The 25,631-nt window shown below is 72.1% G+C and carries 17 protein-coding genes; 10 read left to right on the top strand and 7 right to left on the bottom strand.

What is annotated here, in order from left to right:
* Positions 1–28: 28 nt before the first annotated feature.
* Complete coding sequence (locus ACTOQ2_RS25935; RefSeq protein ID WP_440102923.1) at positions 29–904, top strand: AEC family transporter; 876 nt, start codon at positions 29–31, stop codon at positions 902–904.
* A gap of 28 nt (positions 905–932) precedes the next feature.
* Here ACTOQ2_RS25935 and ACTOQ2_RS25930 read toward each other — a convergent pair whose 3' ends face one another.
* Complete coding sequence (locus ACTOQ2_RS25930; protein WP_440102922.1) at positions 933–1,889, bottom strand: GntR family transcriptional regulator; 957 nt, start codon at positions 1,887–1,889, stop codon at positions 933–935.
* Positions 1,890–2,026: 137 nt separating this feature from the next.
* Here ACTOQ2_RS25930 and ACTOQ2_RS25925 point away from each other — a divergent pair, with 137 nt between their 5' ends.
* A complete protein-coding gene (locus tag ACTOQ2_RS25925) occupies positions 2,027–2,638 on the top strand; it encodes a GNAT family N-acetyltransferase (protein WP_440102920.1) in 612 nt (203 codons plus the stop codon).
* A gap of 47 nt (positions 2,639–2,685) precedes the next feature.
* Positions 2,686–3,564, top strand: a complete 879-nt coding sequence (locus ACTOQ2_RS25920) for an alpha/beta hydrolase (RefSeq protein ID WP_440102918.1) — start codon at positions 2,686–2,688, stop codon at positions 3,562–3,564.
* A gap of 84 nt (positions 3,565–3,648) precedes the next feature.
* Here ACTOQ2_RS25920 and ACTOQ2_RS25915 read toward each other — a convergent pair whose 3' ends face one another.
* From ACTOQ2_RS25915 to ACTOQ2_RS25905, 3 genes are all read right to left on the bottom strand, one after another.
* Positions 3,649–6,021 carry a protein kinase domain-containing protein gene (locus ACTOQ2_RS25915; protein ID WP_440102916.1) on the bottom strand — a complete coding sequence of 791 codons (2,373 nt, stop codon included), beginning with the start codon at positions 6,019–6,021 and terminating at the stop codon, positions 3,649–3,651.
* Between the two features lie 137 nt (positions 6,022–6,158).
* The gene (locus ACTOQ2_RS25910; RefSeq protein ID WP_440102914.1) at positions 6,159–6,806 is read right to left on the bottom strand and encodes a response regulator; all 648 of its coding nucleotides are present in this window, start codon (positions 6,804–6,806) and stop codon (positions 6,159–6,161) included.
* Positions 6,803–7,912, bottom strand: coding sequence for a sensor histidine kinase (locus ACTOQ2_RS25905; RefSeq protein WP_440102912.1), 1,110 nt, complete (start codon positions 7,910–7,912; stop codon positions 6,803–6,805). Before ACTOQ2_RS25905 ends, ACTOQ2_RS25910 begins: the two co-directional genes overlap by 4 nt.
* 110 nt (positions 7,913–8,022) lie before the next feature.
* Between ACTOQ2_RS25905 and ACTOQ2_RS25900 the strand changes: the two genes are divergently transcribed.
* Both ACTOQ2_RS25900 and ACTOQ2_RS25895 read left to right on the top strand, forming a co-directional pair.
* Entirely contained in the window at positions 8,023–8,964 is a 942-nt protein-coding gene (locus tag ACTOQ2_RS25900) for an ABC transporter ATP-binding protein (protein WP_440102910.1), read from the top strand.
* A complete protein-coding gene (locus ACTOQ2_RS25895) occupies positions 8,961–9,725 on the top strand; it encodes an ABC transporter permease (protein WP_440102908.1) in 765 nt (254 codons plus the stop codon). Before ACTOQ2_RS25900 ends, ACTOQ2_RS25895 begins: the two co-directional genes overlap by 4 nt.
* On the opposite strand, the gene ACTOQ2_RS25890 is transcribed toward ACTOQ2_RS25895, so the two are convergent.
* The 3 genes from ACTOQ2_RS25890 to ACTOQ2_RS25880 all read right to left on the bottom strand — a co-directional run bounded on the left by ACTOQ2_RS25890 (position 9,722) and on the right by ACTOQ2_RS25880 (position 17,893).
* On the bottom strand, positions 9,722–12,829 hold the full coding sequence (locus ACTOQ2_RS25890; protein ID WP_440102906.1) for a CARDB domain-containing protein: 3,108 nt from the start codon (positions 12,827–12,829) through the stop codon (positions 9,722–9,724). The genes ACTOQ2_RS25895 and ACTOQ2_RS25890 overlap by 4 nt on opposite strands.
* 582 nt (positions 12,830–13,411) lie before the next feature.
* Positions 13,412–14,128, bottom strand: coding sequence for an MgtC/SapB family protein (locus ACTOQ2_RS25885; RefSeq protein ID WP_440102904.1), 717 nt, complete (start codon positions 14,126–14,128; stop codon positions 13,412–13,414).
* 246 nt (positions 14,129–14,374) lie between these two features.
* Entirely contained in the window at positions 14,375–17,893 is a 3,519-nt protein-coding gene (locus ACTOQ2_RS25880) for a S8 family serine peptidase (RefSeq protein ID WP_440102902.1), read from the bottom strand.
* A 301-nt stretch (positions 17,894–18,194) separates the two neighbouring features.
* Between ACTOQ2_RS25880 and ACTOQ2_RS25875 the strand changes: the two genes are divergently transcribed.
* From ACTOQ2_RS25875 to ACTOQ2_RS25855, 5 genes are all read left to right on the top strand, one after another.
* On the top strand, positions 18,195–19,157 hold the full coding sequence (locus ACTOQ2_RS25875) for an alpha/beta hydrolase (RefSeq protein ID WP_440102900.1): 963 nt from the start codon (positions 18,195–18,197) through the stop codon (positions 19,155–19,157).
* Between the two features lie 262 nt (positions 19,158–19,419).
* Entirely contained in the window at positions 19,420–21,477 is a 2,058-nt protein-coding gene (locus ACTOQ2_RS25870) for an N-acetylneuraminate synthase family protein (protein ID WP_440102898.1), read from the top strand.
* 60 nt (positions 21,478–21,537) lie between these two features.
* Complete coding sequence (locus tag ACTOQ2_RS25865; protein WP_440102896.1) at positions 21,538–22,467, top strand: glycosyltransferase family 2 protein; 930 nt, start codon at positions 21,538–21,540, stop codon at positions 22,465–22,467.
* Entirely contained in the window at positions 22,464–23,741 is a 1,278-nt protein-coding gene (locus ACTOQ2_RS25860) for an alpha-2,8-polysialyltransferase family protein (RefSeq protein ID WP_440102895.1), read from the top strand. The genes ACTOQ2_RS25865 and ACTOQ2_RS25860 overlap by 4 nt, the downstream gene beginning before the upstream one ends.
* 166 nt (positions 23,742–23,907) lie before the next feature.
* Positions 23,908–25,629 carry a serine hydrolase domain-containing protein gene (locus ACTOQ2_RS25855; RefSeq protein WP_440102893.1) on the top strand — a complete coding sequence of 574 codons (1,722 nt, stop codon included), beginning with the start codon at positions 23,908–23,910 and terminating at the stop codon, positions 25,627–25,629.
* Positions 25,630–25,631 lie beyond the last annotated feature (2 nt).

Here is a 25,631-nt window from a genome sequence, read left to right as displayed (position 1 = left end):
GCGCGAGGGCCCGGCTACGGTATGCCGGGTGCAGTCGGTTATCGCAGCATTCATCCCGATATGGTGTATCGGCGCCCTCGGCTGGCTGGCCGCCCGGTTCGAGTGGGCGAGCGACCAGGCCCGGCAGGCGCTGACGCGGTTCGCGTTCACCGTCGCGATGCCCGCGGTGCTGTTCACGACGCTCAGCCGTACCCCGCTCGACCGGATCCAGCCCGGCCCGCTGCTCGCCTTCGCGGTCAGCACCTTCGCCGTCGGCCTGCTCGCGCTCGCGCTGTTCCGCGGCGGGCTGCCGGAACGGGTGCTCGGCGCGATGTCGTCGGCCTACGTCAACGCCGGCAACCTCGGCATCCCCGTCGGCCTGTACGTCCTGAACGACGCGACGTTCGTGGTGTCGGTCCTGATCTTCCAGGTCCTGCTGGTCTCCCCGCTGATCTTCCTCGGCCTCGGGGCCGGGCGCGCGTCCTTCCTCGCCCCGCTGCGGACGCCGATCGTGATCGCCTCGTTCCTCGGCCTGGGCGTGTCGGCCCTCGGCCTGCGACTGCCCGACCTCGCGCTGCGGCCCCTGGAGATCCTCGGCGGCGCCGCGGTGCCCCTGGCGCTCTTCTCGCTGGGCATGTCCCTGAACGGCTCGGCCGTCTCCTGGCGCGGGACGGCGCCGGCGGTGACGCTCAAGCTGCTGCTCCAGCCGCTGGTGGCCTTCCTGGCCGGGCGCTTCCTCCTCCACCTCGACGGCCCGGCGCTCTTCGCGGCCGTCCTGTTCGCCGGGCTTCCCACCGCGCAGAACACGTTCGTGTACGCCGCCGAGTACGGCCGCCCCACCGACCTGCCCCGCGACGCCATCCTCGTCTCCAGTGTCCTGTCCCTGGGCACCCTGTCCGCCATCGCCCTGCTGGGAGCCGGGTAGTTCGCGACAGCCGCCCGACGAGACGGAGCTATGGGCGCGTCCGCTCCACCAGGGCGGCGAAACCGTCGAGATGGCGCGCGAGGCTGTACTCGAACAATCCGTCCACGTCCGGCACCTCCTCCCCGGTGAGCGTGGCCAGCAGCGGGAACCGTCCGGAGTCGAGGAGCTCGTCGGCCCGCTCCCGCTGCGCCAGCCACCACCGGTCGAGCGTCACCCCGGTCTCCTGCTCGGCCTCGGCCTCGTCCGCCATGGACAGCGCGACGCTGAGGACCAGCGCGGGCAGCGTGAGCGCCTCGCGGATCCGGGTCGTCATGGGCAATCCGAGCCCGTCGAGCGCGCGCAGGGTCCATTCGGTGTGCTCCATCACGTTGGGCGCCAGCGACGGGCGGACGAGCGAGACGGCCCTGGGCAGCCAGAGGTGCCGCCGGCACAGCTCCCACTGCAGGCGGGAGATCAGTTCGAGCCTGGCCCGCCAGCCGTCCGGCCCCGGGACGGGTAGCTCGGGTTCACCGAAGACCTCGTCGGTCATCTGCGTCACCAGCTCCTCCTTGCTCGACACGTGCCGGTACAGCGACATCGGGCCGACGCCGAACTCGGCCGCGAGCCGCCGCATGGACACGGCGTCGAGTCCCTCGGTGTCGGCGATCGCGATGGCGGCGCGGAGCGTCCGCTTCCGGCTCAGCGCCTGCCTGGGAACGCCGGCCCGCCGTGGTCCGGGAGGAGGGGGCACGACGACCGGCCGCGTCCGGCCGGTGAGGGCGCCGACCACCGTGCCGGCGCCGACCCTCGTCTCGACCAGCCCCTCGTCGCGGAGGGTGGCCATCACCCTGGTCGCGGTCGCGACCGCGACGCCCCATCTCCGGGCGATCTCCCGGACGGACGGCACCCGATCCCCGGGCCTCAGGTCACCGGCCAGGATCCGGGCGCGGATCTCCGCGACGATCTGCCGGTACGGCGGTTCCGGTCGCTGCGCAGACGACGGCATGGAAGAGCCCCCGATCTCCTGGTGAGGTTGCCGAACGCGACGAGTGTACTAGTTCAATCTCTCCGTACCAGTTCACTTTGGCGTGCCGGAACCTCGAAATATGACCATTTATATGACCGGCTCAATACGCTGTACCCATGACAGTCGATACACCGTACGCATCCGTGCGGCGGGCGGATGACACGGACCGGCAGGCGGTCTCGGACGTCCTGACCGAGGCGTTCACGAACGATCCCCTCGTCCGCTGGCTCTTTCCCGACGCGGGCCGGCGGGGCCGTCTCCAGGCGCACCATCACCGCTCCCTGCTCGCCCGTCCCGCCGCCGAGGCGTATCTGGCCGGCCACCGCGAGGGCGCCTCGATATGGCTGATCCTGGCCGCGGGCCGGACGCCCCACGAGGAGCACCCGGACGCGTCCGGCGCGGGCCGGGAAACGGCCTTCGGTGAGGACGGCGCGCGATTGACGGCCCTGGGCCGGGCGCTGGCCTCGCGGCATCCCGACCGCGAACCGCACCTCTACCTCCCGTGCATGGGAGTGGTCAGCGAGCGGCAGGGAACCGGGCTCGGCTCGGCGATGTTGCGGCACCGGCTGGAGCGAGCGGACGCCGACGGGCTCGCCGCGTATCTGGAAGCGAGCTCGCCCCGCAGCCACGCCCTCTACCTGCGGCACGGATTCGAGGATCTCGGCGAGCCGGTCCGGGTGGCGGACGGCCCGCCCCTGTGGCCGATGTGGCGCCCGCCGCGCCGCTGACCACCGGCTCACACCACCCGTCCAACAAACAGGAAGAGAGAACGTCGATGACAACGAACCGCGACGCCGACCGGCGGCCGCCGACCCTGGTGCTCGTCCACGGCACGCACTCCTCGTCGGCCTGGGCCTCGGGGCTCACCACCGAGCTCACCCTGCGCGGGCACCGGTGCGTGGCCGTCGACCTCCCGGGGCACGGCGCCGAGGCGTTCTACCCCCGTTCGTACCAGGCCCCGCAGGACCTCGGGGAGCTGGCGATCGAACCGTCGCCGCTCGCCAAGATCACCATCGACGACTATGTCGAGCGCGTCGTGGACGTGGTGCGCCGCGCCCGCCGTCACGGGCCGGTGATCCTCGCCGGCATGAGCCAGGGCGGCGTCACCGTGAGCAGGGTCGGCAACGCCGTCCCCGAACTGCTCGACCGGGTCGTCTATGTCGCGGCGTACTGCTGCGTGGACCTGCCGAACATGGCCGCCTACCTCGAGACGCCGGAGAACGGCGACAGCCTGCTCCCCCGGATCGCCGCGACCGTGGTCGCCGATCCGGCGGTCCTGGGGGCGACCCGGCTCAACTGGCGCTCGGCCGACCCGGCGGTGTTCCACGCCGTCAGGGACGCCCTCGCCGGAGACTTCACCGACGAGGGGGTGCGGCGGCTGCTCGGCGCGCTGGAGCCGGACGAGAGCGCCGGCATTCCCCTGGCCGAGGCCCGGGGCGAGGCGCACACCTGGGGCCGGATTCCCCGGACCTACGTGCGTTTCACCCTCGACCGGCTGATCCCGCCCGCGTTGCAGGACCGGTTCGTCGCGGAGGCCGACCGCCTCACTCCGGACAACCCGACCGACGTGCGGAGCGTCGCGGCCCCCCACGTCGGCCCGTTCGACCGGCCGGAACTGGTGGAGATCTTCTCGGAACTCGCCGCCGGTCGCTGACCCGGCGCGGCGCGCTCCGGGACAAGCGACACGCTCCGGAAGAGGTCGCGCACGGCAGGTCGAGGCCGGGGCCCCGGGGACCGGTCAGCCCAGGCGCCAGACGCGGACGGTGTCGTCGCCGCCTCCGGTGACCGCGACGGGGCGCCCGCCGAGTTCGGTCACCGCGGCGGCGAACACGTTGTGGTCGTGGGCCTTGAACGGCCGCCCCGCCGGCTTTCCCGTGTCGAGGTGGTGGACCCGCGCGGTGGAGTCGTTGCTGCCGGAGACGACGACGGTGAGCGACCCCACCCGGCCGACGGCCAGGGAGTAGACCCAGCCGCTGTGACTCCGGATGGGCGGGCGCACCTCACCGGCGCCCGCGGCGTCGTCGATGTGGATGTCCTGCGCGCCTCCGGCGGACAGCACCACGAGCCTGCCGTCCAGCTCGGCCGTGGTGACGACCGTGACCTGGGACCGCTGGGTGAGGATCGTCTCGCCGGGCCCCGAGCGGAGCGGCCAGCGGCGCACCGTGCCGTCGCCGCCACCGGTGAACACGACGGGCTCGCCGTCGAGCTCGGCGGTGGCCAGGCCGAACACGGCGCCGGCGGAGGCGCGGCGGGCCTTGCCGATCGCGGCGCCCGTCCTCAGGTCCCACAGGCGCAGGCTCCCGTCGCGGCCGCCGGTCACCACGACGGGCTCGCCGTCGAGGGTGGCCAGGGCGAGGGAGAAGACGGGCACGGCGGCGTCGAAGGGCCTGCCGACCGGCTTGCGGGTGGTGAGGTCCCAGCGGCGTACGGTGCCGTCGTCGCCGCCCGACACCGCGATCGTCCTGCCGTCCAGCTCGGTGACCGCGACGGAGCGCACCCAGTTGGTGTGCCCGGTGAGCGTGGCCAGCGGCCTGCGGGTGGCGAGGTCCCACAGGCGGACGGTGCGGTCGTTGGCACCGGAGACGATCACGGGCCTGCCGCCGATCTGGGCGATCGCCACCGTCTGGAGGTCGTCGCGATGGCCGCGCAGCGGGCCGCCGACCGGCGCGCTCCTCCAGTCCCCGGTGACCGAGGTGGGGGTGGCCGCGGGGGACGCCGATCCACCGGGAGAGGGGGAACCGCTGGGAGACGGCGAAGTGCTGGGCGGTGCTGATTCGCCGGGCGAGGGCGATCCGGCGGAGACCGACGGGGATCCGGTCAGCGCGACGGGGGTGGGGTCCGCGGGCTCCTCCCCCGTACCCGCCAGCAGCGGCGGGAGCACGAAGACTCCCGCGGAGACCGCGAGGGCGGAGGCCGCGACGGCGGCCCCGATCCGCCACGGGCGCGATCGTCCGGACCCGCCGGGCGCGGTCGCGTCGGCGGATCCCTCCCGCGTGTCACCGGGAAAGGCCTGTCCCCCGGGATCCGCCGGGCGCCACTGCCCCGGCATGGCGCCCGGGCCGATCGGTGACCGCCCGGCGTACGACGGCTGCGCGGGCGCGGTGCCCAGCCCGGGTGGCGACAACGGCGGGGACGGCGGGAGCTGGGACGGCGGGAGCTGGGACGGCTGCCGGGAGCCGGCACTCCACCCGGGAGACGGCTGCCCGGACTCGCCGTCCCAACCGGGGGACGGCTGGGGCGACGGCGGCCGGTCCCGTACCGGGTCCCCGGCCCGCGGCGGTGACGGTGGCGCGACGGCACCCGCCGACGGCTGGCGGATCAGCCGGAACAGCAGGTCGGGGGCGGTCGGCCGGTCGGCGGGGGTCTTGGCCAGGCAGGCGCGCAGCAGCGGCCGCAGCCCCTCGGGCACCCCGGACAGGTCGGGCTCGGCGTTGAGGATGCGGTGGAGCACGGCCGGGATGGAGTCCTGGCCGAACGCGGGGCCGCCGGTGGCCGCGAACACCATCGTCACGGCCCAGCTGAACACGTCCGAGGGAGCGGCGACGAGCTGACCGTGCACCTGCTCGGGTGACATGTAGGCCGGGGTCCCGATGGCGCCGCTGGTCTGGGCGGGCCCTGCGTCGAGCGCCTTGGAGATGCCGAAGTCGATGACCCGCGGGCCGTCGAAGCCGAGGAGCACGTTGGCCGGTTTGAAGTCGCGGTGCGCGATCCCCGCCTGGTGGATGGCGACGAGCGCGGTGGCCGTGCTGATCGCGACGCGCTGCAGGGCGGCGCCGTCGCGCGGCCCCTCGCTCTCGACGGCCTGCTGCAGCGACGGCCCGTCGATGAACTCGCTCACCACGTAGAGGTGGTCGTCGCTCTCCCCCGCGTCGAGCACCCGGGCGGTGCAGAACTCGGCGATCTGCCGGGCGACGGCGATCTCCCGTTGGAAGCGCGTCCTCGCGACCTGGTCGGCGGCGAACCTCGGGTGCAGCACCTTGACCGCGACGCGCTCACCGGCCGGGTCACGGCCGAGGTAGACCGTGCCCTGCCCGCCCTCACCCAGCCTGGCCTCGATCGTGTACGGCCCGAAGGCGGTGGGGTCGCCGGATCTGAGCTCCGTACCGGCCATCGTGCTCCTCCCCCGCCGCGAACCCGCCCGAGTGGTCCGGCGGCCGGCGCCCTGCCGCACACGCCGGGTTCCGGGCAGCCGAGTCCCGGAAAGGAGCATGCCAGCATCAGCGAATTAGACCAAATGCCTACCGACTGTCAGTCGAGGATGTTGGCGTGCAGGGCGCGCAGCACCGCGTTGGTCCGGTCGCGCGCCCCGAGTTTGAGCAGCATGGTCGAGACGTGGTTCTTCACCGTGCCTTCGGCCAGGAACAGGGCCTGGGCGATCTCGCGGTTGCTGTAACCCTCCGCGACGAGCCGCAGCACCTCCACCTCTCGTTCGGTGAGCCGCTGGATCGCGGGCAGGTCGTCGTCCGCCGGCCGGCGGCGGTGCACCGCGCGCAGCAGCCGATCGGTGATCGACGGCGAGATCAGCGTCCCTCCGTCGGCCAGGACGCGGATGGCCCGGGTCAGCCGTTCGAGCGTCACGTCCTTCAGCAGGTAGCCGCATGCCCCCGCCCGCATCGCGTCCAGCACCAGGGTGTCGTTGTCGAACGTGGTCAGCACGAGCACCGGCGGCGAGTCGTCCGCGCGCTCCCGCAACGCCTCGAGCACCCAGATGCCGTCGTGGCGGGGCATGCGCAGGTCGAGCAGGACGACGTCGGGGGCGTGCTCCTCGATCGCCGCCAGCGCGGACATGCCGTCGTCGGACTCCCCCACCACCTCGATGTCGTCGGTCAGGTCGAGCAGGCTGCGGATGCCCTGCCGGACCAGGGTCTGGTCGTCGACCACGATCACCCGGATCACCGCGCGGGCACCCTGGCGGTGACGCGGAAACCGTCGCTGCCGTCGAGCCGCACGTCGCCTCCGATCGCGTCGATCCGCTCGCTCAGGCCGCGCAGCCCGTTGCCCGGCCGCAGTTGAGGGCTGCCGCGCCCGTCGTCGACGGAGGTGAGCTTCACGACCCGGTCCGGGGTGCTCTCGATCCGGATGCGCAGCGAGGTCGCGTCCGCGTGCCGGATGGTGTTGGTGACGATCTCCTGGACGACGCGGATGAGCGTCATGGTCACCTCCTCGGTGGGACGTACGTCGTCGTCGATCCACACGCCGATGTCGAGGCCGGGAATGTCGCGTACCACGGCGGCCAGGGACTCGCGCAGATCGGGCGCGTCGGCGCGCAGCTGCCCGACGGTCGTGCGCACGTCGCGGAGCAGGTCCCGCGCCACCCGGTCGGCGCGCTCGACGTGCACGCGCGCGCCGGGGCCGTCGTGGTGCCGGGCGACCTCCAGCTCCAGGGTGAGCGCCGTGAGCTGGTGCCCCATCAGGTCGTGCAGTTCCCGGGCGATGCGCAGGCGTTCGTGGGCGCGTGCGGTGTCGGCCAGGATGACGCTCGCCGCCCGCAGCTCCAGATGCGCCTCACTCAGCTCGCGGCGTATCCGCTGCTCCCGGATGGTCGCCAGCGAGCTCAGCAGCGTCGCGACCTGGATCAGCAGGTACAGCAGCGCGCTGAGGCCGATCTCGGTGAGGGTGGCGCCGGTGAGGCCCACGCTCGCGGCGATGACGACGGTGTTGAGCACGACCACCACCGGGCCCGCCCACGGCGGCGCGACGTACGCGCTCAAGGCCGCGGTGAAGACCAGCAGGATCGGCAGCCACCCGGCGCCGGGCGCCGTCAGGACCGTCAGCCATCCCAGCGCGACGGCCGCGCCGTAGCAGGCCCACGCCCGCCTCGGCCGGCGATCCTCCCAGAGCGCGGCGGTCAGCGAGGTGACCAGCAGCGCCACGAACAGCACGCCCCACACCGGCAGGGGCACCCATGTCCGGGCCGCGCCGAGCAGTATCGGGATGCCCACCGCGAGGCATACCAGTAGCACCGCCAGCCCAGCCCACCCGTCCGGCTCGATTCGCCGCATACCATCACTCTACTGACGCTCGCATCCGCGCCGAGGTGCCGAAAGTCATGGGTGCCTATGCTGACCATCGGCACAGGCGCCAGGGGCTCGCCCTTCCTAACGTCGACGGCATGCATGCGACAACGTCATCTCCCGCCGTCGAAGCGGACCGTCTGCACAAGCGCTACCGCTCCAAGGTCGCCGTCGAGGAGGTCAGCCTTTCTGTCGCCGCCGGCGAGATCTTCGGCATCCTGGGACGCAACGGAGCCGGCAAGACGACCACCGTCGAGCTGATCGCCGGGCTCAGGCGGCCCGACCGCGGTACCGTCCGCGTGCTCGGCCTGGACACCCGGCGCGACCGGGCCCGGCTGCGCCAGGTCCTCGGAGTCCAGTTGCAGGAGGCCACCCTGCACCCCGCGCTCACGGTCACCGAGCTGGTCCGCCTGTACGGGACCTTCTACCGCGACCCGCTGCCGGCCGCCGGCCTGATCGAGTCGGTCGGCCTGACCGCCTCCCACCGCACCCGCTTCGAGAATCTCTCCGGCGGCCAGCAGCAACGGCTGTCGATCGCGCTCGCCCTCGTCGGGCGGCCCCGGGTGGTGATCCTCGACGAGCTCACCACCGGGCTCGATCCCGAGGCGCGCCGCCAGATGTGGTCGGCCCTTGAGCGGCTGCGCGAGTCCGGCGTGACCGTCCTGCTCGTCAGCCACGCCATGGAGGAGGTCGAACGACTGTGCGACCGGGTCGCGCTGCTCGACGAGGGACGGGTCATCGCCCTCGACTCGCCCTCCGGGCTCGTGCGAAGGGCCGGGTTCGCCCAGCGGGTCACCTTCCGCACGGCCACCCCCGTGCCGAGCGGGCTGCTCGAAGGACTCGGCGAGGTCGAGCGGGTACGCGCCGACGGCGACCACGTCCTCGTCGAAGGCCGCGGTGACCTGCTCCAGGCCGTCAGCGTAGCGCTCGTGCGCGCCGGCGTCGTGGCGACCGAGACGCGCAGCGAACAGGCCGGCCTGGACGACGCCTTCGTCGCCCTGACCGGGCACCGGCTCGACACCGAGGAGACGATCCGATGACGGACGTCACCGTCCACCGCCCCGGCCCGCGCGCCTGGGCCGGACTGCTGATCTGCGAGCTCAAGATGGTCGCCCGCGACACCGCCGGGCTGATCGTGCCGATCGGCCTGCCCATGCTCATCCTGGTGATGAACGCCTCGTCCGCCGGCCGGGAGACGATCGCGCACGGTCGCACGGCGTTCGACGTCCACGTGCTGCCGTTGGTGTTCACGATGGTCGTGGCCTTGACCGGCATCGTCAACATGCCGAGCTTCCTGGCCCACTACCGTCACAGCGGCATCCTGCGACGTCTCGGGGTGACGCCCGCCTCGCCCGTGCTGATCCTCGTCGCCCAGGCGGCCGCCGGCGTGCTGCAGATCGCCGTCGGCGTCGCGGCCGCCTGGATCCTGGCCGTGCTGGCGTTCGACGCCAACCCCCCGGTGCGCGTCGGCGCGGCGCTCGGTGTGCTGGCGCTGACGGTGGCCGCCATGTACGCCGTGGGCCTGGTCGTCGCCGCGCTGTCGCCCACCCCGAACTCCTCCGTGGCGATCGGCCTGAGCGTCTTCTTCGTCCTGGGCGCCACCGGCGGCATGTTCGGCGGGCGCGACAGCCTCCCTGAGGTGATCACGACGATCGGGCAGTGGCTGCCGTTCGGCGCCGGGAGCCAGGCCCTGTCGGCCGCCTGGATCGGCGCTCCCGTCGAGGCCTCCAACCTGATCGGCCTGGCCGCCGGCGTCGTGTCCGGCGGCGTCGTCGCGGCCGTGTTCTTCCGCTGGGACTAGTAGACCTCGCTCCTGTTGTTGACGATCTCGTCGAGCAGGGCGGTGGTGTCGGCGTAGCGCTGGGCCGTCGAGCTGTTGACCGGCAGGTCCAGCGTGGCGAAGCCGTACCGGACGGCCTGTCCGACCGTGGTCGTCCCGAGCGCGCGGGTGAGCTTACTGTCGATCTTCGTCGAGGCGTTGATCTGCCGCGCGGCCAGGTCGAACAGAGTCGCCAGCAGCTGGAACCTGGCGGGACCAGGCTGTGGACCGCCGGCCGAGAGCACCGCGTCGGCCTCGGCGTTGTCGAGCGCCCCGTTCGCGGAGCTGTCGAACCGCTGGTAGGTGGCCTGGACCCGGGCCAGCAACTCGGCTGTGCGGGCCTCGGGGTGGGTCTTCCAGTAGCCGTGCGAGCGCGGGTCACGGGTCGGCGTGACCTCGGTGATCGTCGTGGTGGCCGACGCGGCCACCGGCTCGTAGGTGCAGCCGTTGGCGTTGCCGTACGCCACGGAGGCGTGGTCGGTCAGCTTGTCCCCGGCGACGAACAGCAGGCTGGGCCTGGCCGTGAACCGCACCGACTGGTCGCCGCTCGCGGCCAGCTCGCCCAGCGACCACGTCAGCGTCGTCGTCCCGTCGGCGTTGCGGGTGACCCCGGTCGGCTTGGGGCCCGTGCCCCGGTCGAGGGCCTGGCTGTAGTAGACCTCCTTGGGGAGCGTGTCGGTCAGGACGACGCCGGTGGCCTTGCCACTGCCGACGTTGGCGACCTTCAGGTCGACCGTGATCGCCTCGCCCGCGTTGACCGTGGTGGTCGCGCGCTTGTCCAGGGTGAGCTTGGGCGCGTGGACCTTGGTCGAGGCGGTCGCGGAGTTGTTCGCCGTGTTGGCCTCGGCTCCACCGGCGAGGTCCTTCGCGGTCACCTCGGCCTTGTTGGTCAGGACCTTCGCGTCCTCGGTGTCGCAGGGGATCTCATAGGTGAATGCCTCGGTCTTCGTGCCGCCTGCGCCGAGCTGCCCGACCTGACGCGTCTGGACGTCGCCGGTCGGCGGGGTGTCCTTCACGCTTGTCTGGGTCGCTGCGCCTGTGCCGATGTTGTCCAGCTTGACCTGATAGGTGAGGGTGTCGCCGGGCTCGGCGTCGGCCTTGTCGACGGTCTTCTCGATGGCCAGGTCGGGGTTGTAGAGGTTGAAGAAGGACATCTCCTGCCGGATCGCGGTGTCGAAGGTCAGTTCCGGCTCCACGTCGCCCCCGGCGCCTCCGCAGGCAGGCGCGCCCGCGGGCCAGGCGCTGCAGGCCCAGCCGACGCGGTCGGGGGACTGTGCCCTGAACTTGATCGCGGGCCAGTCGTTGTGGTCCGTGAGCGTGGTCAGGCCGTCCGCGTTGTTGATGTTCACCGGCTGGTTCGTCGTGTCGATGATCGGGACGTTGGTGCCGGCCGTGCGGTTGTCGTTCCAGTTGAGCGGCCCGTTGCCGGCGCCGGCTCGGATCACGGGGTCGCCGCCCGGGTTGGCGACGTTGGGGGCCCACCAGAACGTCCAGTCCGTGCCGTCGCCGATGCCCGATGTCTCGTCCAGCCCGCCTTCGACCAGCTGGGGCAGCCCGCCGTCGGACAGGTCCAGCCGCACCGCGCCCACCCTCCAGTCGCGGAACTGGTCGACCAGCAGCGGCGGCGCGCTGTTGGGGATGCCCGTCTGGAAGAAGTAGTTCATGACACTGAGGTAGTTGGGCTTGTTGTTGACGTTCTCGTCGCCGCCGTGCCGCAGGGCCATGGCGTGGAAGAGCTCGTGCAGGATGGTGCCGGCCTGGTCCTGGTCGGTGCCGACGTTGGCGTCGACATCGCCCGTGCCCGGGGTGAGCACCTGAACGTCCGTCGTGTGGGCGCTGGTGGTGTCGCACCTGCGGTTGTTGCCGACGTGGATCTGGGTTCCGGTGGTGACGTCGTCTCCGGCCGCGGTCGTCTGCAGCATGCCGTCGCCGCCGTAGTCGGCGGTGAAGTCGGCCACGCACATGGTCCGCCAGTCGCCGAGAGTGACGATGAAGTCCTTGTTGTTGTCACGGACGGGCTCGCAGCACTGGCCGGAGGTTCCGACGGCGTTCAGCAGGCGGTGCGCGAAGATCCCGTAGTGCGCGTAGGGGGCGAGCTCGGCCGGGAAGTTGGCGGTGCGCGCGTTGCGGAAGTCATTGGTGTTCAGACCCAGCTGGGCCTGTTCGGCCAGTTGCGCGCCCTCCCGGTAGATGAAGTCGATGCCGTCCTGACGCGGCCCCGGGTAGGGGCAGGGACTCGTGGCCGCGATGGGCGCGTCCTCCAGGGCTTTCTTGACCAGGGTGATCGCGCCCGCCTTGGGCTCGTGCGAGTGCCTGGTGGCGGGGGCGGCGTCCTCCATGTGGTCGAGCTGCAGGATGACCGTCTTGCGGCACGGGTCGGCGCCGAGCGCGGGCAGATCGACGAGCACGTCACCGGCCGCGTTCCTGATGCCGGACAGCTCGATGAGGTCCGGGATGCCGTCGAGGTCGGTGTCCGGCATCTCGGCGCCGGCGGTGATACCGATCCTGGTGATCCGGCCGTCGTTGTCGCGGGGGATGCCATGGTCGCCGTCGCCCTGGATGCAGGACTGGCCCTTGGCCGTCCGGCCGTCGGACCGGACGCACGGGGCGCCGAAGACGAGCTGGTCGCCCGAGAGCGTGCCCGAGCGCAGGTCGTAGGTGAGGTTCAGCTCCCAGTCCTCGTCGTTGGGGCTGATGTCCATCCGGTCGGAGTTGGAGTTGAAATCGCTGTCGTAGTCCCACATCGCGACCGTGATGTCCACGGTGGGTTTGTCGCCGGGCCAGTTCTCGTAGGTGAAGGTCCAGCCGCCGGGCGCCTCGGGCAGGCCGCGGGGCTCGAACTCGTCGTCCTCGATGCGGGGGCCCGTCACCAGCGGGCCATCGGCGATCTTCACCCTGGGGAAGTAGTCGCCGTCGCCCACCCCCCCGCTGTCCGGGTCCTCGACCTGGAAGAGGTACTCGATCTCGAAGATGATCTTGATGCCGGGGGGCGCCGCCGCCGCGGGAGTGGCGATGAGCGGTATGGAGGCCAGGAACAGCGCCAGCATCGCCGCGAATGACAGACCAGCCTTCGTTCTCAAGCCCATGATGTTCTCCCCTGGAGTGCTGCGAGAAGAGCATCGTCCGTCGTGGGCCGGCCCGGCGCCTGAGTACCCCCGTACCCAAATCTCACTGGTTGCGCATGATGTCCACGTAGAGGTCCCAGCAGCGCTTGGTGCCGATGTCGAAGACGATCGCGGCCTTCCACGGTCTGCTTCTTGAAGGGCGGGCGAAGGACGATCTTGGCGGCCTCGGGGTCGAACCACCGGTTGAACTCGGCGCCCGGGGTGACGTTGCCCGGGGACGGCCTGGCGGGGTCCGCGAGCCGGCCCCCGCCAGGCTCGCGGCTTTCCCGGCAGCCGGTGCGACACCCGCGAGGAGCGGCACCGGCGTCATCGACACGATGACGAGGACGGATCCAGCCCTTTTCCCACCCACCCCCCGTGGATCGGTCAGGACGGGTCTTTCCGAACGTTAGGCAGGGCCGCGCCGGAAAGCATGAGTATCCCCTACTCATCCACCGGATCCCCGCCCGGCAAAAACCCGCGAATCCCCACGTCATGGACATGCTTCCCCCGCACCCGGCAGCGAGGACGCCGAGGAGCGATCACCGAGGGCGCGACCGCGGTTCAGGGCATCGCCGTGTTGGCGTCCCGGCTCACCACGGCGAGCACCCCGTCGATCTCGGAGAGCGCCGTGGTGAGCTCCGTTATCGAGCCGGCGCCGTGAACGGTGAGCCAGAGCGAGACGGTCGCCGGGCTCTGCCCCTCGGGGCGCTGGCCGACGGACAGCTCGTCCACGCCGAACCCCCGCCGCGTGCATTCGGCCAGTGCCCGCCGCAGCACGCCCTGCTCGCCGAGGTAGGTCAGGTGGAGCCGCGAGGGTGCGTACTTGGACCGGGGAAGCCGGTCGGCCAGCGGCGTGAGGACGAACACCGTCGCGAAGTACCCGGCGGTCACGATGATCGCCAGCAACCACAGCCCGGCCCCCGCCGCCATGCCCACCCCGGCGGTGAGCCAGACGGCCGCGGCGGTGGTGAGGCCGCGGACCGCGTCACCGCGGACGAATATCAGTCCCGCGCCCAGGAAGCCGATGCCGGACACGATCTGGGAGGCCACCCGGGACGGATCGAGGTTGACGTTCTCCCCCAGGACATCGGCGAAGCCGTATTTCGACACCAGCATGATCAGGGCGGCGGCGAAGCCGACCAGGGTGTGGGTGCGCAGGCCCGCGCTCTTCTGGCGGACCTCCCGCTCAAGGCCGATCATGGCCGAGAGCGCGAAGGCCAGGAGCAGTGCCCCCACCTGCGCCCAGCCCTGTCCGGCGAGTTCACCGAGAGGTGCCATCCCCATCACCCCCGGTCCCGGTCCCGCGCCCCGGTGAAGGCGACACACCCCGCCAATCCCCGGCCCCGCACGACCCGTAACGTCGTTTGGCCAGGACTTTGCCCGTCCGGCCGGCTCTCGAACCACCGGCCCGCGGACCGTCACACCGCGGCTCCCGGTCCGCGCACCGTCGTACCGCGGACCGCCGGGGGACGAGCACGACCCGCCCCGCGGGGAAGACGGGGCGGGCCGGTGGGGATCAGACCACTACGGGGTGGCCTTGTCGGGGCGCTCGGAGACGCGGACGCTGTTGAGCACGGTGTCGCCGGTCCGCTTGGCGAACCGCACGTTGAGCTGGCCGTCGGTGACCTTCACCGTGTACTGCCGGGTGGTGGCGGTGTACGCGCCGGTCTCCAGGGCGAGGTCCAGCGCGGGGATCGCCAGCTGGCCCTCGACGATGACGTCGAAGACGCGCTGGCCCTCACGCTTGCCCCGGGTCTCGGCGAAGCCCAGCTCGACGGTGTAGGTGCCGTTGGGCACCTGGTCGAACCGGTACTCCAGCATCCCCTCGCGGACGCTCCTGAACAGCGCCTGCTCGGTGGTGCCGGTGATCGTCCTGCTCGTCGTGTTCGTCTTGGTGCCGGTACCGACGTAACCGTGACCGCCTGCGCTGTGCTTGCGGTCCGCGGTCCAGCGGTCGCCCGCGGCGTCGACGACGTCCCTGGTGCCGCCCACCTCGACGGCGACCTGGTGCTTGGGAACCACGACCGTCACGACGATCTCGATCTGCGGGTCACGGCCGCTTGCCGAGCGCACCAGCAGCTTGCCGGTGCGTACGGTGCCCGGCGGGACGCCCGCGCTGGAGGCGGCCACCTTCAGCGTCACCGACGCGCCCTTGGCGAGCTCGCCGGTGGCGGGCGCCACGCTCAACCAGCCCTGGGCGGGGTCGGTCACCACGGTGTAGGCCGTGGTGACGCCCAGGTTGGACAGTTCGACCGTGCCCGTCCTGGTGGTCTCCGCCGGTTGCACCAGGGTCAGCTCGGCGACCGAGGCCGTCACCCGGCCGGTGGCCAGCGCGGTGTCGGCCCGGGTCACGGCCCCGGCGGTGACGGTGACCTCCTGGGTGAAGGTCCCGTAGTTCTCCTTGGAGACCTCGACCTGGTAGTCGCCCAGCAGGATCTGCCCGAGGAAGGTGCCGTCCGCCCCGGTGGTGAAGGTCGCCACGTCACCGACCTTCACCGTCGCGCCCTCCAGCGGCTCACCGTCGTTGGCGTCGGTGACGACGCCGGTCAGCAGGCCGTGCCGGCTCGCGGTGAAGGTCAGGCTCTGGCCGTCGCCGATCGCGGCGCTGTTGAAGGAGTACTGCAGCGCGTCGGTGCCGTCGGCGTTCTCGATGCCCACCGTGGCGCCGATCCCGGCGTCGCGCTCGCTGTCGACGCCGTCGTAGCGGTATCCGACCGACCCGTTCTCGCCGAGCAGCGCCGAGAACGAGACGCGCTGGGTGGCGTCGGCGTAGAAGCGGGCGTTGCGCCACTCGACGACGAAGGTCCGGTTCGGCGCGGTCCCGACGGTGGCGGTGTAGACCCCGGACTGGTCGTCCAGCACGAGGTCGTCCCAGAAGGCGTAGAGCGCCGCGTTGGGCGCGCCGGCGGCGGGCAGCGCCACGTTGCCCGCCAGGGCGGTGCTGTCCTTGAAGGCCAGGAACCCGTTGCTGCTCACCCAGGCGCCGGTGTAGCCGGTGCCGTAGAACGGGAAGGTGAACGGCAGCGCGATCTGCTGGACCGCGTCGTCGCCGGTGAGCGTGCTCCTGGCGGTGCCCGCGACGTACGCCTCGGCGGCGCTGTCACAGGTGTAGCCGAAGGAGTCGGTACGGCGCGGCAGGTCGACGTCCCTGGTCAGGTCGCCGTCCACCGTGATCGGCACGGTGAGCTCTCCCGCGCACCGGGAGCCGGGGGTGACCTTCAGCTGATAGTCGCCGTCGGGCAGCGTGAGCCGGTACCGGCCCGCCGCGTCGGCGACCGCGCTGACCGGGGTGCCCACCGCGGTCAGCGTGGCACCCGGCTCGGCGGCGCCCGCGGCGGTGACCGTGCCGGAGACCGTGCCCGAGGACAGCTGCGCCAGCGACACGTCCTGGGTGACCTCCTGGTCGGACACGACGGTGACGGTCGCGGTGGCCTCGTCGTACCCGAACTTCCTCACGGTGAGCCGGTATTCGCCCGCGAGCAGGCGGGGCAGCGCGTACGTCCCGTCCTGGGCCGTGGTGGTCGTGCGGTTCAGCGGCCCGGTGACGGTGACGGCCGCCGCGGCGAGCGGCGTGCCGCCGGAGGTGACGGTGCCGCCCAGCCCGCCGAGCTCGCCGGCCGGGGTGGCCTGGACCGCCGCGAACGCGTCGAGCCTGCCCTCGCCCCAGATGTTGTTGTCCGCGGCGGTGCCGCCGCAGCGCGTGTCGTCGACGTCGATCGCGGTCCGGTCGAGCAGCTCCCGGGTGGTGGCGATCTCGCCCAGCAGGGCGGGAGAGGCCGACCACATCAGCGCGACGGTGGCCGCCAGGTGCGGCGCGGCCATCGACGTGCCGGAGTTGGACCCGTAGCCGCCGTTGGTCACGGACGAGCGCACGTTCACGCCGGGTGCCGCGAGGTTGGGCTTGATCTCGCCGTTCTCGCCGGTGCCCCGGGTGGAGAAGGTGGCGATCGCGTTGTTGACGTCGAACGCGCCGGCGCTGTAGCCGGCGACGTACTGGCCGGGCGAGCCGCTGGAGTTGCAACCCGCGTTCGTGAGGTTGCCGTTGGAGAAGACGGGGAAGATGCCCGCCGCGACCCACGCGTCGACGATCTCCTTGTACCAGGGGTCGAAGCCGGCGCCGCCCCAGGAGTTGTTGACGACGTGCGGCGCCAGGTCGGGACGCGGGTTGCCGCCGTCCAGGTCGGTGGGCGCGAGCACCCACTGGCCGGCGGCGAGCAGCGAGGCGTCGGAGCAGGTGCTGGACTCGCAGCCCTTGACGGCGATCCACTTCGCGGCGGGGGCGACGCCGATCGTGTTGGCGCCGCCGTCGTCGCCCACCATCGTGCCCATGGTGTGGGTGCCGTGGCCGTTGTTGTCGCACGGCGCGGTGCCCGGGCAGATACCGGCCGGGTCGAACCAGTTGTAGGCGTGGTCGACGACGCCGTCGGCACTCCTGCCGCGATACTTGGCGGCGAGCGCGGGGTGGTCGAACTGCACGCCGGTGTCGATGTTGGCCACGACGATGCCCTCGCCGCGGACGCCGAGCTCGTCCCAGACGCGGGGGGCGTTGACGCGGTCGATGTTCCACTCGATCGCGTTGATCCTCGCCACCTCCTTGCCGGGCAGCGGCTCGGGCATCTTGGTGACCCGGCCGGGCTCGATCCGGTCCACCTCGGGCCGCTCGGCGATCTCCTCGGCCAGCTTGGCGTTGCCGGTCACCTGGATGGCGTTGGCGATCCAGAAGGGGGTGAAGTCGGCGTTCTCGGCGGTCAGGAGCTTGCGCAGGCCCGCCTGCGACGAGGCGGCGAGCTCGGTCTTGGCCCGGAAGACCTGCGCGGCCTTCTCGGTCCTGGTCTTCGCCCTGCGAGCCGCGCCGAGGTCGGCGTCGCCGTTCAGGCGTACCCAGAAAGTGGCCTTGTCGTCGGTGGCCAGATCCGCCAGGACGGCCTTGTGGATCTTGTCTGGGGCGGGTGCGGCCTGGGCCACCCCCTGGGGGAGGACGAGCATCAGGGCGGTGGCGATCCCGGCCAGGACCGATCGCCGGTGTCGGGGGGTGTTTGACACACGATCTCCTTCACTCACTCCGGGCGGGAGTTTCCCGCCCGGCAGAGCGACGCGGGGTGCGCACGATCTTTACAACCCACGTGGAGAATCCTGAATAGATCTTGTGTAATTTTCAAGCTTTCGGGTTACTAAAGCGCCATATGTCACCAGAATTAACATGAATGGACTGGCCCAAACGGCGGGCCGTACCGGCCACGAACTCCCGCGCCTCCGCCGGACACGCCGCCTCGCCGCCTCCTCCGCGGGCCCGGTACGGCATGTGGGCTTCACGCGATCAGCGGGACGCGGGAGGATTGGCGGCGTGAACCGCACCGCTGTACGCCTGGGAGTGTTCCTGCTGGCCGCCGTCGCGGTCGTGGCGGTGCTCCTCGCCCTGCTGCCCCCGTCCTCCACCGGCACGTACGGCAAGGAGGACGCCCGAGCCTCCGCCGTCGCGGTGAAGAAGCTGGGCGAGCGCGACCACGAGCTCACCGTCACCTCCGCCGCGCTCGGCCGCGAGGGCAGGGTCAGGGTCCTGCTGCCCGAGGGGTGGGAGCCGGGCTCGGGTCCGTGGCCGGTGCTGTATCTGCTGAACGGCTGCTGCCAGTCCGATTACGACACCTGGGTGACCAAGGGAGGCGCCGCGGAGCTCACCTCTGGCTACCCCGCGCTCGTGGTCATCCCCGAGAGCGGCGACGTCGGTTTCTACTCGGACTGGCGCGAGGGGCCCGGCTGGGAGACCTTCCACCTCACCGAGGTGCGGACCGTCCTGGAGCGCGACTACGGCGCCGGGAACCGGCGGGCGGTGGCGGGGCTGTCCATGGGCGGGTTCGGGGCGATGTCGTACGCGGCCCGCCACCCCGGCATGTTCCAGGCGGCGGCCTCCTACTCCGGGGTGCTGCACACCCGCGACGGCAACGGCGGCGTCGACTGGCTGCTCGAGCAGTACGGCGAGAAGTCCGTGAAGCTCTGGGGCTCTCCCCAGGACCCGGAGTGGGCCGCCCACAATCCGGCCGACCTCACCGGCGCGCTGCGCGGGGTGCGGCTCTTCGTCTCCAGCGGCGACGGCGCCCCCGGCCCGCTGGACGACGCCTCCGAGGCGCGGGACGAGGGCGAGGCCTCCCTGCTCCTCCAGGCCGTGACCTTCGTCGAGCGGGCCAAGGCGAACGGCGCCGACGTGGCGGTCGACTTCTACGGCCCTGGCACCCACTCCTGGCCCTACTGGCGCCGCGGCCTCGAACGCTCGCTCCCCATGCTCATGGGCTCCATCGGCGCGTCCGTCTGAGGATCCGCGGGTCATCGGCGGGCCGGCGACCGGGAGGCCGCGGAGCACCGGCGGGCGGGCGTTCAGGAGACCTCGAGTCACCGGCGGGCCGGTGATCAAGAGGTCGCGGGGCACCGGCGAGCTGGTACTCCCGGTCGCGCGGAAAGTTAAGACGGGCGACTCTGGGCGTTCAGCTCAGACACCCCTTTCCGGTCACCCCCGTGGCTAGGTTCCTATGACACCCCAGCTCAGGGGCGTTCGCCGTATGTCATGAGGAGCCACCTTGCGAGTCCTGGCCGTTGTCCCCGCCCGTGGAGGTTCGGTGGGGGTCCCCCTGAAGAACCTGGCCGCGGTGGGCGGCAGTCCCCTGGTCGCCCGTGCGGTACGGGCCTGCGTGCGCGCCGAGCTGGTCGACGAGGTCGTGGTCAGCACCGACCACGAGGGAATCGCCGAAGCCGCCCGCGCCGCGGGTGCCACCGTGATCCACCGTCCGGAGGAACTGAGCGGCGCGACCGCCTCCAGCGAGTCCGCCGTGCTGCACGCGCTGGACCACCTGTCCGAGGTCCCCGACGTGGTCATCCTGGTGCAGTGCACCAGCGCGTTCATCGACCCCGCCGACCTGGACAACGCGATCGCCAAGGTCCTGGACGGCAGCGCCGACGTGGTGTTCTCCGGGCTGGAGACGCACGAGTTCCTGTGGAGCGCCAGCGGCGCGGGCGTCAACCACGACCCGTCCCACCGTCCCCGCCGCCAGGACCGCGAACCGAACTTCCGCGAGACCGGCGCGTTCTACGTGATGCGCACCGAGGGCCTGCGCGAGCACGGTCACCGCTTCTTCGGCGCCGTCGCCGTGCAGCAGGTGCCCTCGCGCCACGCCATCGAGGTCGACACCCCCGAGGACCTGGAGATCGTACGGGCGCTCGCGCCCTTCGTCGACGAGCCCGAGCCGATCGACGTGGACGCGGTGATCACCGACTTCGACGGCGTGCACACCGACGACCGCGCCTACGTCGACCAGGACGGCCGCGAGATGGTCGCGGTCAGCCGCTCCGACGGCATGGGCATCTCGCTGCTGCGCCGCTCCGGCGTCAAGCTGATGATCATGTCCACCGAGCACAACCCGGTGGTCGCGGCCCGCGCCCGCAAGCTCGGCGTGCCCGTCCTGCAGGGCCTGACCGACAAGCGGACCGTGCTGCGCGACTGGCTCGCCATCGAGGGGATCGACCCGGCCCGCGTCGCGTACGTCGGCAACGACGTCAACGACCTGGGCCCGATGAGCGACGTCGGCTGGCCCGTCACGGTCCCCGACGCCCACCCCAAGGTCCGCGCCGCCGCCAGGACCGTGCTGACCCGGGCCGGAGGGGCCGGGGCCGTACGGGAGCTGTGCGACCGGGTCCTCGCGGCCCGACCGCTGGAGGAGGTCGTCACCACTCCCGCGCCCCGCGCCGAGCTGCGGCTCACCCCGGTCGCCAAGCCCGTCCAGATCGGCGACTCTCTGGTCGGCGCCGGCCAGCCGGTCTACATGATCGCCGAGATCGGCATCAACCACAACGGCGACCTGGACATCGCGCGCAGGCTGATCGACGTGGCCGCCGAGGCGGGCTGCCAGGCGGTCAAGTTCCAGAAGCGCACCCCGGAGATCTGCGTGCCGCTGGAGCAGCGCGACCAGATCCGGCAGACGCCCTGGGGCGAGATGACCTACATGGAGTACAAGATCAGGACCGAGTTCGGCCTGAAGGAGTACACCGAGATCGCCAAGCACTGCCAGGAGCGCGGCCTGGACTGGTTCGCCTCCCCGTGGGACGTGCCGTCGGTGGAGTTCCTCGAGTCGATGAACGTGGTCACCCACAAGATCGCCTCGGCGAGCGTGACCGACCTGGAGCTGCTGCGCGCGCTCGCCTCCACCGGCAAGCCGCTCATCCTGTCCACCGGCATGTCCACGCTGGAGGAGATCGACCAGGCGGTGGAGATCCTCGGCACCTCCAAGCTGGTGATGATGCACGCCACCTCCACCTACCCGCTTCCTCCCGAGGAGGCCAACCTCCGCGCGATCGTCACCCTCCAGGAGCGGTACGGCGTGCCGGTCGGCTACTCCGGCCACGAGCGCGGCCTGCAGATCTCGCTCGCGGCGGTGACCCTGGGCGCGGTGACCGTGGAGCGGCACATCACGCTCGACCGCACCATGTGGGGCTCCGACCACGCCGCCTCGCTGGAGCCGGCCGGGCTGGAGCACCTGGTCCGCGACATCCGGATCATCGAGACCGCCCTGGGCGACGGCGTCAAGCGGGTCTTCCCCGGCGAGGAGGCTCCCAAGTCGCGCCTGCGCCGCGTCACCGTGTGACCCTTCGATCGGGAAGTCGCGTCACCGCATGACCCTCCGATCAGGAACGGGAAGAACAACTTGATCAAGCTGTCCGTCGTCGTCCCGGTGCGGGACGCGGAGGCCTACATCGGTGACGCGCTGACCTCGCTGGTCAGGAACGCGCGCCGGGACTTCGAGTTCATCGTGGTGGACGACGGATCCGCGGACGCGACCGGGCAGATCGTCGAGGACTTCCGCGGCGACCTGCCCGGTCTGGTCGTGCTGCACAACGACGCGCCGGTCGGGCTGGCCGACGCGCGCAACCTCGGGGTCACCCTGGCCTCCGGCCGCTACCTGACGTTCATGGACGGCGACGACTGGCTCGCGCCCGGCTACCTGGAGGACCTGGTCGGGGCGATCGAGCGGCTCGGCTGCGACTTCGTCCGGGTCGACCACGTCCAGGTGGAGGGCAGGAAGCGGGTGATCCACCGGGCCCCGCTCGCCACCCGGGAGGTGGTGCTGAAGCCGCGCGACCACATCCTGCCCGCCCGGTCGAAGACCATGGTCGACTACCCGTACGCGTGGGCGGGGATCTACCGCCGCGACCTCGGCGAGCTGCTGACCTTTCCCGGGCACCTGCACACCGCCGAGGACAGGCCGTGGATCTGGCGGCTGCACCGCGCCGCGAGCTCGTTCGCGGTGGTGTCGCTGGCCGGGCTGTTCTACCGGCGGATGGTGGCGGGCTCGCTGACGCAGATCGGCGACGCCAGGCAGCTGCACTTCTTCGACGCCTTCGACATGGTCTTCGACGGCCTGGAGGAGGAGTTCGCGCCCAAGGCGGTGCGCATGTTCCGCGCGCTCCTGGCCCACCACCTGGAAACGGGCGAGCGGTTCTCCCCCGAGCTGCGCGCCCGCTTCGAGGAGCGCGGCGCCGCCACCCTGAGGCGGTTCCCCGCGGACCTGCTCACCGAGACCCGCCTGGATCCGGAACGCGACCAGATCCTGCAGAGACTCCTGGAGGGCTGTTGACGCAGCTGTTCTACGCCTCGACCCTGTTCGGCGCGATGACGCTGGCGGCGGCGATCGACGACGGCCGCTTCGGCCCCCGCGAGGGGCGCCGGATCCTGCTGGTGTCCAACAACGCGGCCATCCCGGAGATCACCCCGTCCCTGGACGAGACCCCCGGTTTCGCCGCGCTGCGCCCGCGCTTCGACGAGGTCCACTCGTGGAACGAGATCGTGGCCCCGCTGCACCCCTCGGACTGGAAGGCCCGCGTCATCGAGGTGCCGATGCTGAGCCGCCTGGTCGGCTCGCACCTGTCCCTGGGGAACGGGCCCGCCGAGCTGGTCCTGGAGTCCATCGCGGTCCCCCCGGCCAGGACCCTGGCGGGGCTGGTCAAGGACTGCCCGATCTCGGTCTACTCCGACGGCCTGATGAGCTACGGCCCGACCCGCGACCCGCTGCCGCTGGAGATCTCCGGCCGGATCACCCGACTGCTCCACCTCGACCTGGTCCCCGGCCTGACGCCGCTGCTGCTGTCGGAGTACGGGGTCCCCGCCGAGATCATCCCCGGCCGGGCCTTCCTCGACCTGATCGGGGAGACACCCGGGACACCCTCGGGCCGGGCGATGATCCTCGGGCAGTACCTGTCCGCCCTCGACCTCGTCACCCCCGAGGAGGAGGCGCGGCTGCACGCCGACATGCTGCGCGGCCTCGCCGCCCGGGGATTTCGCGGCGTGCTGTTCAAGCCCCACCCGGCCGCCGGGCGCGAGCACGCTCGGCGGCTGCGCGAGACGGCCGCCGAGCTGGGCGTCGAGCTGGAGGTGGTGGCGGAGACCGTACCCGCCGAGTCGTGCTTCGCCGCGCTGCGGCCCGAGCTCGTGGTCGGCTGCTTCTCCACCGCCCTGATCACCGCGAGCCGCTACTTCGGGCTCCCGGTGGCGACGGTGGGCGGCGAGCTGGTCCTGGAGCGGCTCACCCCGTACGAGAACAGCAACCGGATCCCGGCCACCGTCACCGACGCCCTGCTGCCGCGCCTGTCGGCGGACGGCTCGCTGGAGGAACCGCCGCCGGTGGATCTTCCAGCCCTGGTGGGCGCGGTCGGCTACTGCATGCAGGCCGAGGTGTATCCGGGGCTGCGCGAGAACGCCGCCGCCTACCTGGAGGCGCACGGCCCCGCCCGCTACTTCAAGCGCCAGCGCCTCGGCGCCCTGGACCTGATCGCCCCGCGGGCCTCCGCCGCCTCCCGGGAGCGGAGTCCTCTGGGCAGGCTCCGCGACCGCCTGTCGAAGGCGTTCCCCTAGGCCCGCGGACCCGGACCGGACCCGGACCCGGACCCGCCACGGCCCTGCCACGGCGGGGCCGGTGAACGGCCGTCGTCGTGGCGGGGCCGGGCGGGGCCCCGGCCCGGCGCCGCCACGACGGTGGCCGTTCACATCAGGTTTGCGGGCGGGGTCCTAGCTTCGCCTCATGCGAAAATCTCTTCCAGCGATCGCGGCCCTCGCGCTGACGGCGACCCTGGCGGCGTGCAGTGCCGGCCCGGCCGGCACTGCCGACACTGCCGGGTCGACGGGCCCGCAGCCGCGACGGGCCGCGGACGCCGGCGCGCCGCGGTGCGACCAACGGCTGGACACGGCCTTCGGCGCGTGGGCGAGGGCCGGGTTCAGCGGATCGATCACGATCATGAAGGGCGGCAAGGTCGAGTGTCTCGCCGCCTACGGCACGGCCGACGACGCCACCGCGAGGCCGAACACGCCGGAGACGGTGTTCAGCATCGGATCGGTCACCAAGGCCTTCACCGCGGCGGCCGTGTTCGCCCTGGTGGAGGAGGGGAAGCTGTCGCTCGACGACCGGGCGGGGCGGATCCTGCCCGAGCTGGGCGGCGCCGCGGCCAAGGCGACGGTCAGGCAGCTGCTGCTGCACACCGGCGGGCTCAACGGCTCGCACGCCGACGACGACTACGAGCCGCTCGACCGGGACGCCGCGGTGGCGGCGATCGGCGCGCTGGAGCCGGCCTTCAAGCCCGGCCGCGGCTACCTGTACTCCAACGCCGGCTACACGTTGCTGGCGCTCGTCGTCGAGAAGGCGTCCGGCCGGAGTTTCCGCTCCTACCTGGCGTCGAGGATCCTGCGGCTGCCCGGCGGACGGGTCGCGGGGGGATTCTGGGACGGTGAGCCGGCCGTGACCGGCCCCCGGGCCGTCGGCCGCCTCGACAACGGCACGACCGGCCACCCGGGTGGTTTCGCCGGACCGTACTGGGCCGTGGAGGGCAACGGGGGCCTCGCCATGACCATGCGGGATCTGGCGACCTGGACGCACGCGCTGTTCACCGGGCGGCTGCTCTCCCGCGAGTCGGCCGAGGCCATCGGCAGGCCCGGACACGACCTGGGCGAAGGCAGGGCCGAGACCCCGGGATGGGTGGCGTTCGAGAAGTCGGTGTTCGGCGAACCGTTCGTGACCGCGGCGGGGGGCGGCGGCGAGGTCGGCCACAACACCACCGTCGCGTGGATCCCCGGGCAGGATCGGGTGGTCGCGATATCGGCCAACAGGCCGGAGGTGAGCGCCGAGGACCTGCTGCGGGCGGTGGGCCCGGCGCTGCTCACCGGCGGCCCGCTGCCCACCCCCACCACCGCGCCCCGCGACGGCGCCGACCTCGCCGCTATCGTCGGATCGTACGAGCTGGAGACGGGAGGTTCCTTCGACGTGAGCGCCGCCGCGGGCAAGGTGACGGTCTCCGCGACCGGCCCCGACGCCGTCACGGCGCTGTTCCCGCCGCGCGGGCCCGGCGCCGGCGACACGCGCGGGCACGACGAGCGCGTGCTGGCGCTGCTGGCCGGCCAGACGCAGGAGGGCCGCAAGGAGCGGGCGTCCCTGACCGCCGCCTTCGGGCCCGTGAGCGGCGTCACTCTGGCCGGCACCGTGACCGGCGGCGGCGAGGTGCGCACCTACGTCACCATCACCGCGGGAACCCGGCCGGTCCTCGGCTGGTACACCGTGAACGAGCAAGGGGGCGTCCAGGCGGCGGAGGTTCCCACCAAACCTCCGAGGCTGACCTTCGTCGCCTCCGGGGACGGCCGCTATCTCCCCGACGACCCGACCGGCACCGGGCCTCAGGTGAGCCTCTCCCTCCGGGACCGGAACCTGGTCGTCTCCCGGGCGGACGGGACCTCGACCGCCCGGCGAACCGGCTGACC

This window comes from Streptosporangium sp. H16, assembly GCF_051918855.1.
GTDB lineage: Bacteria > Actinomycetota > Actinomycetes > Streptosporangiales > Streptosporangiaceae > Streptosporangium.
The sequence above is the reverse complement of the archived record's forward strand: the minus strand, read 5'-3'. Positions and strand labels throughout refer to the sequence as shown.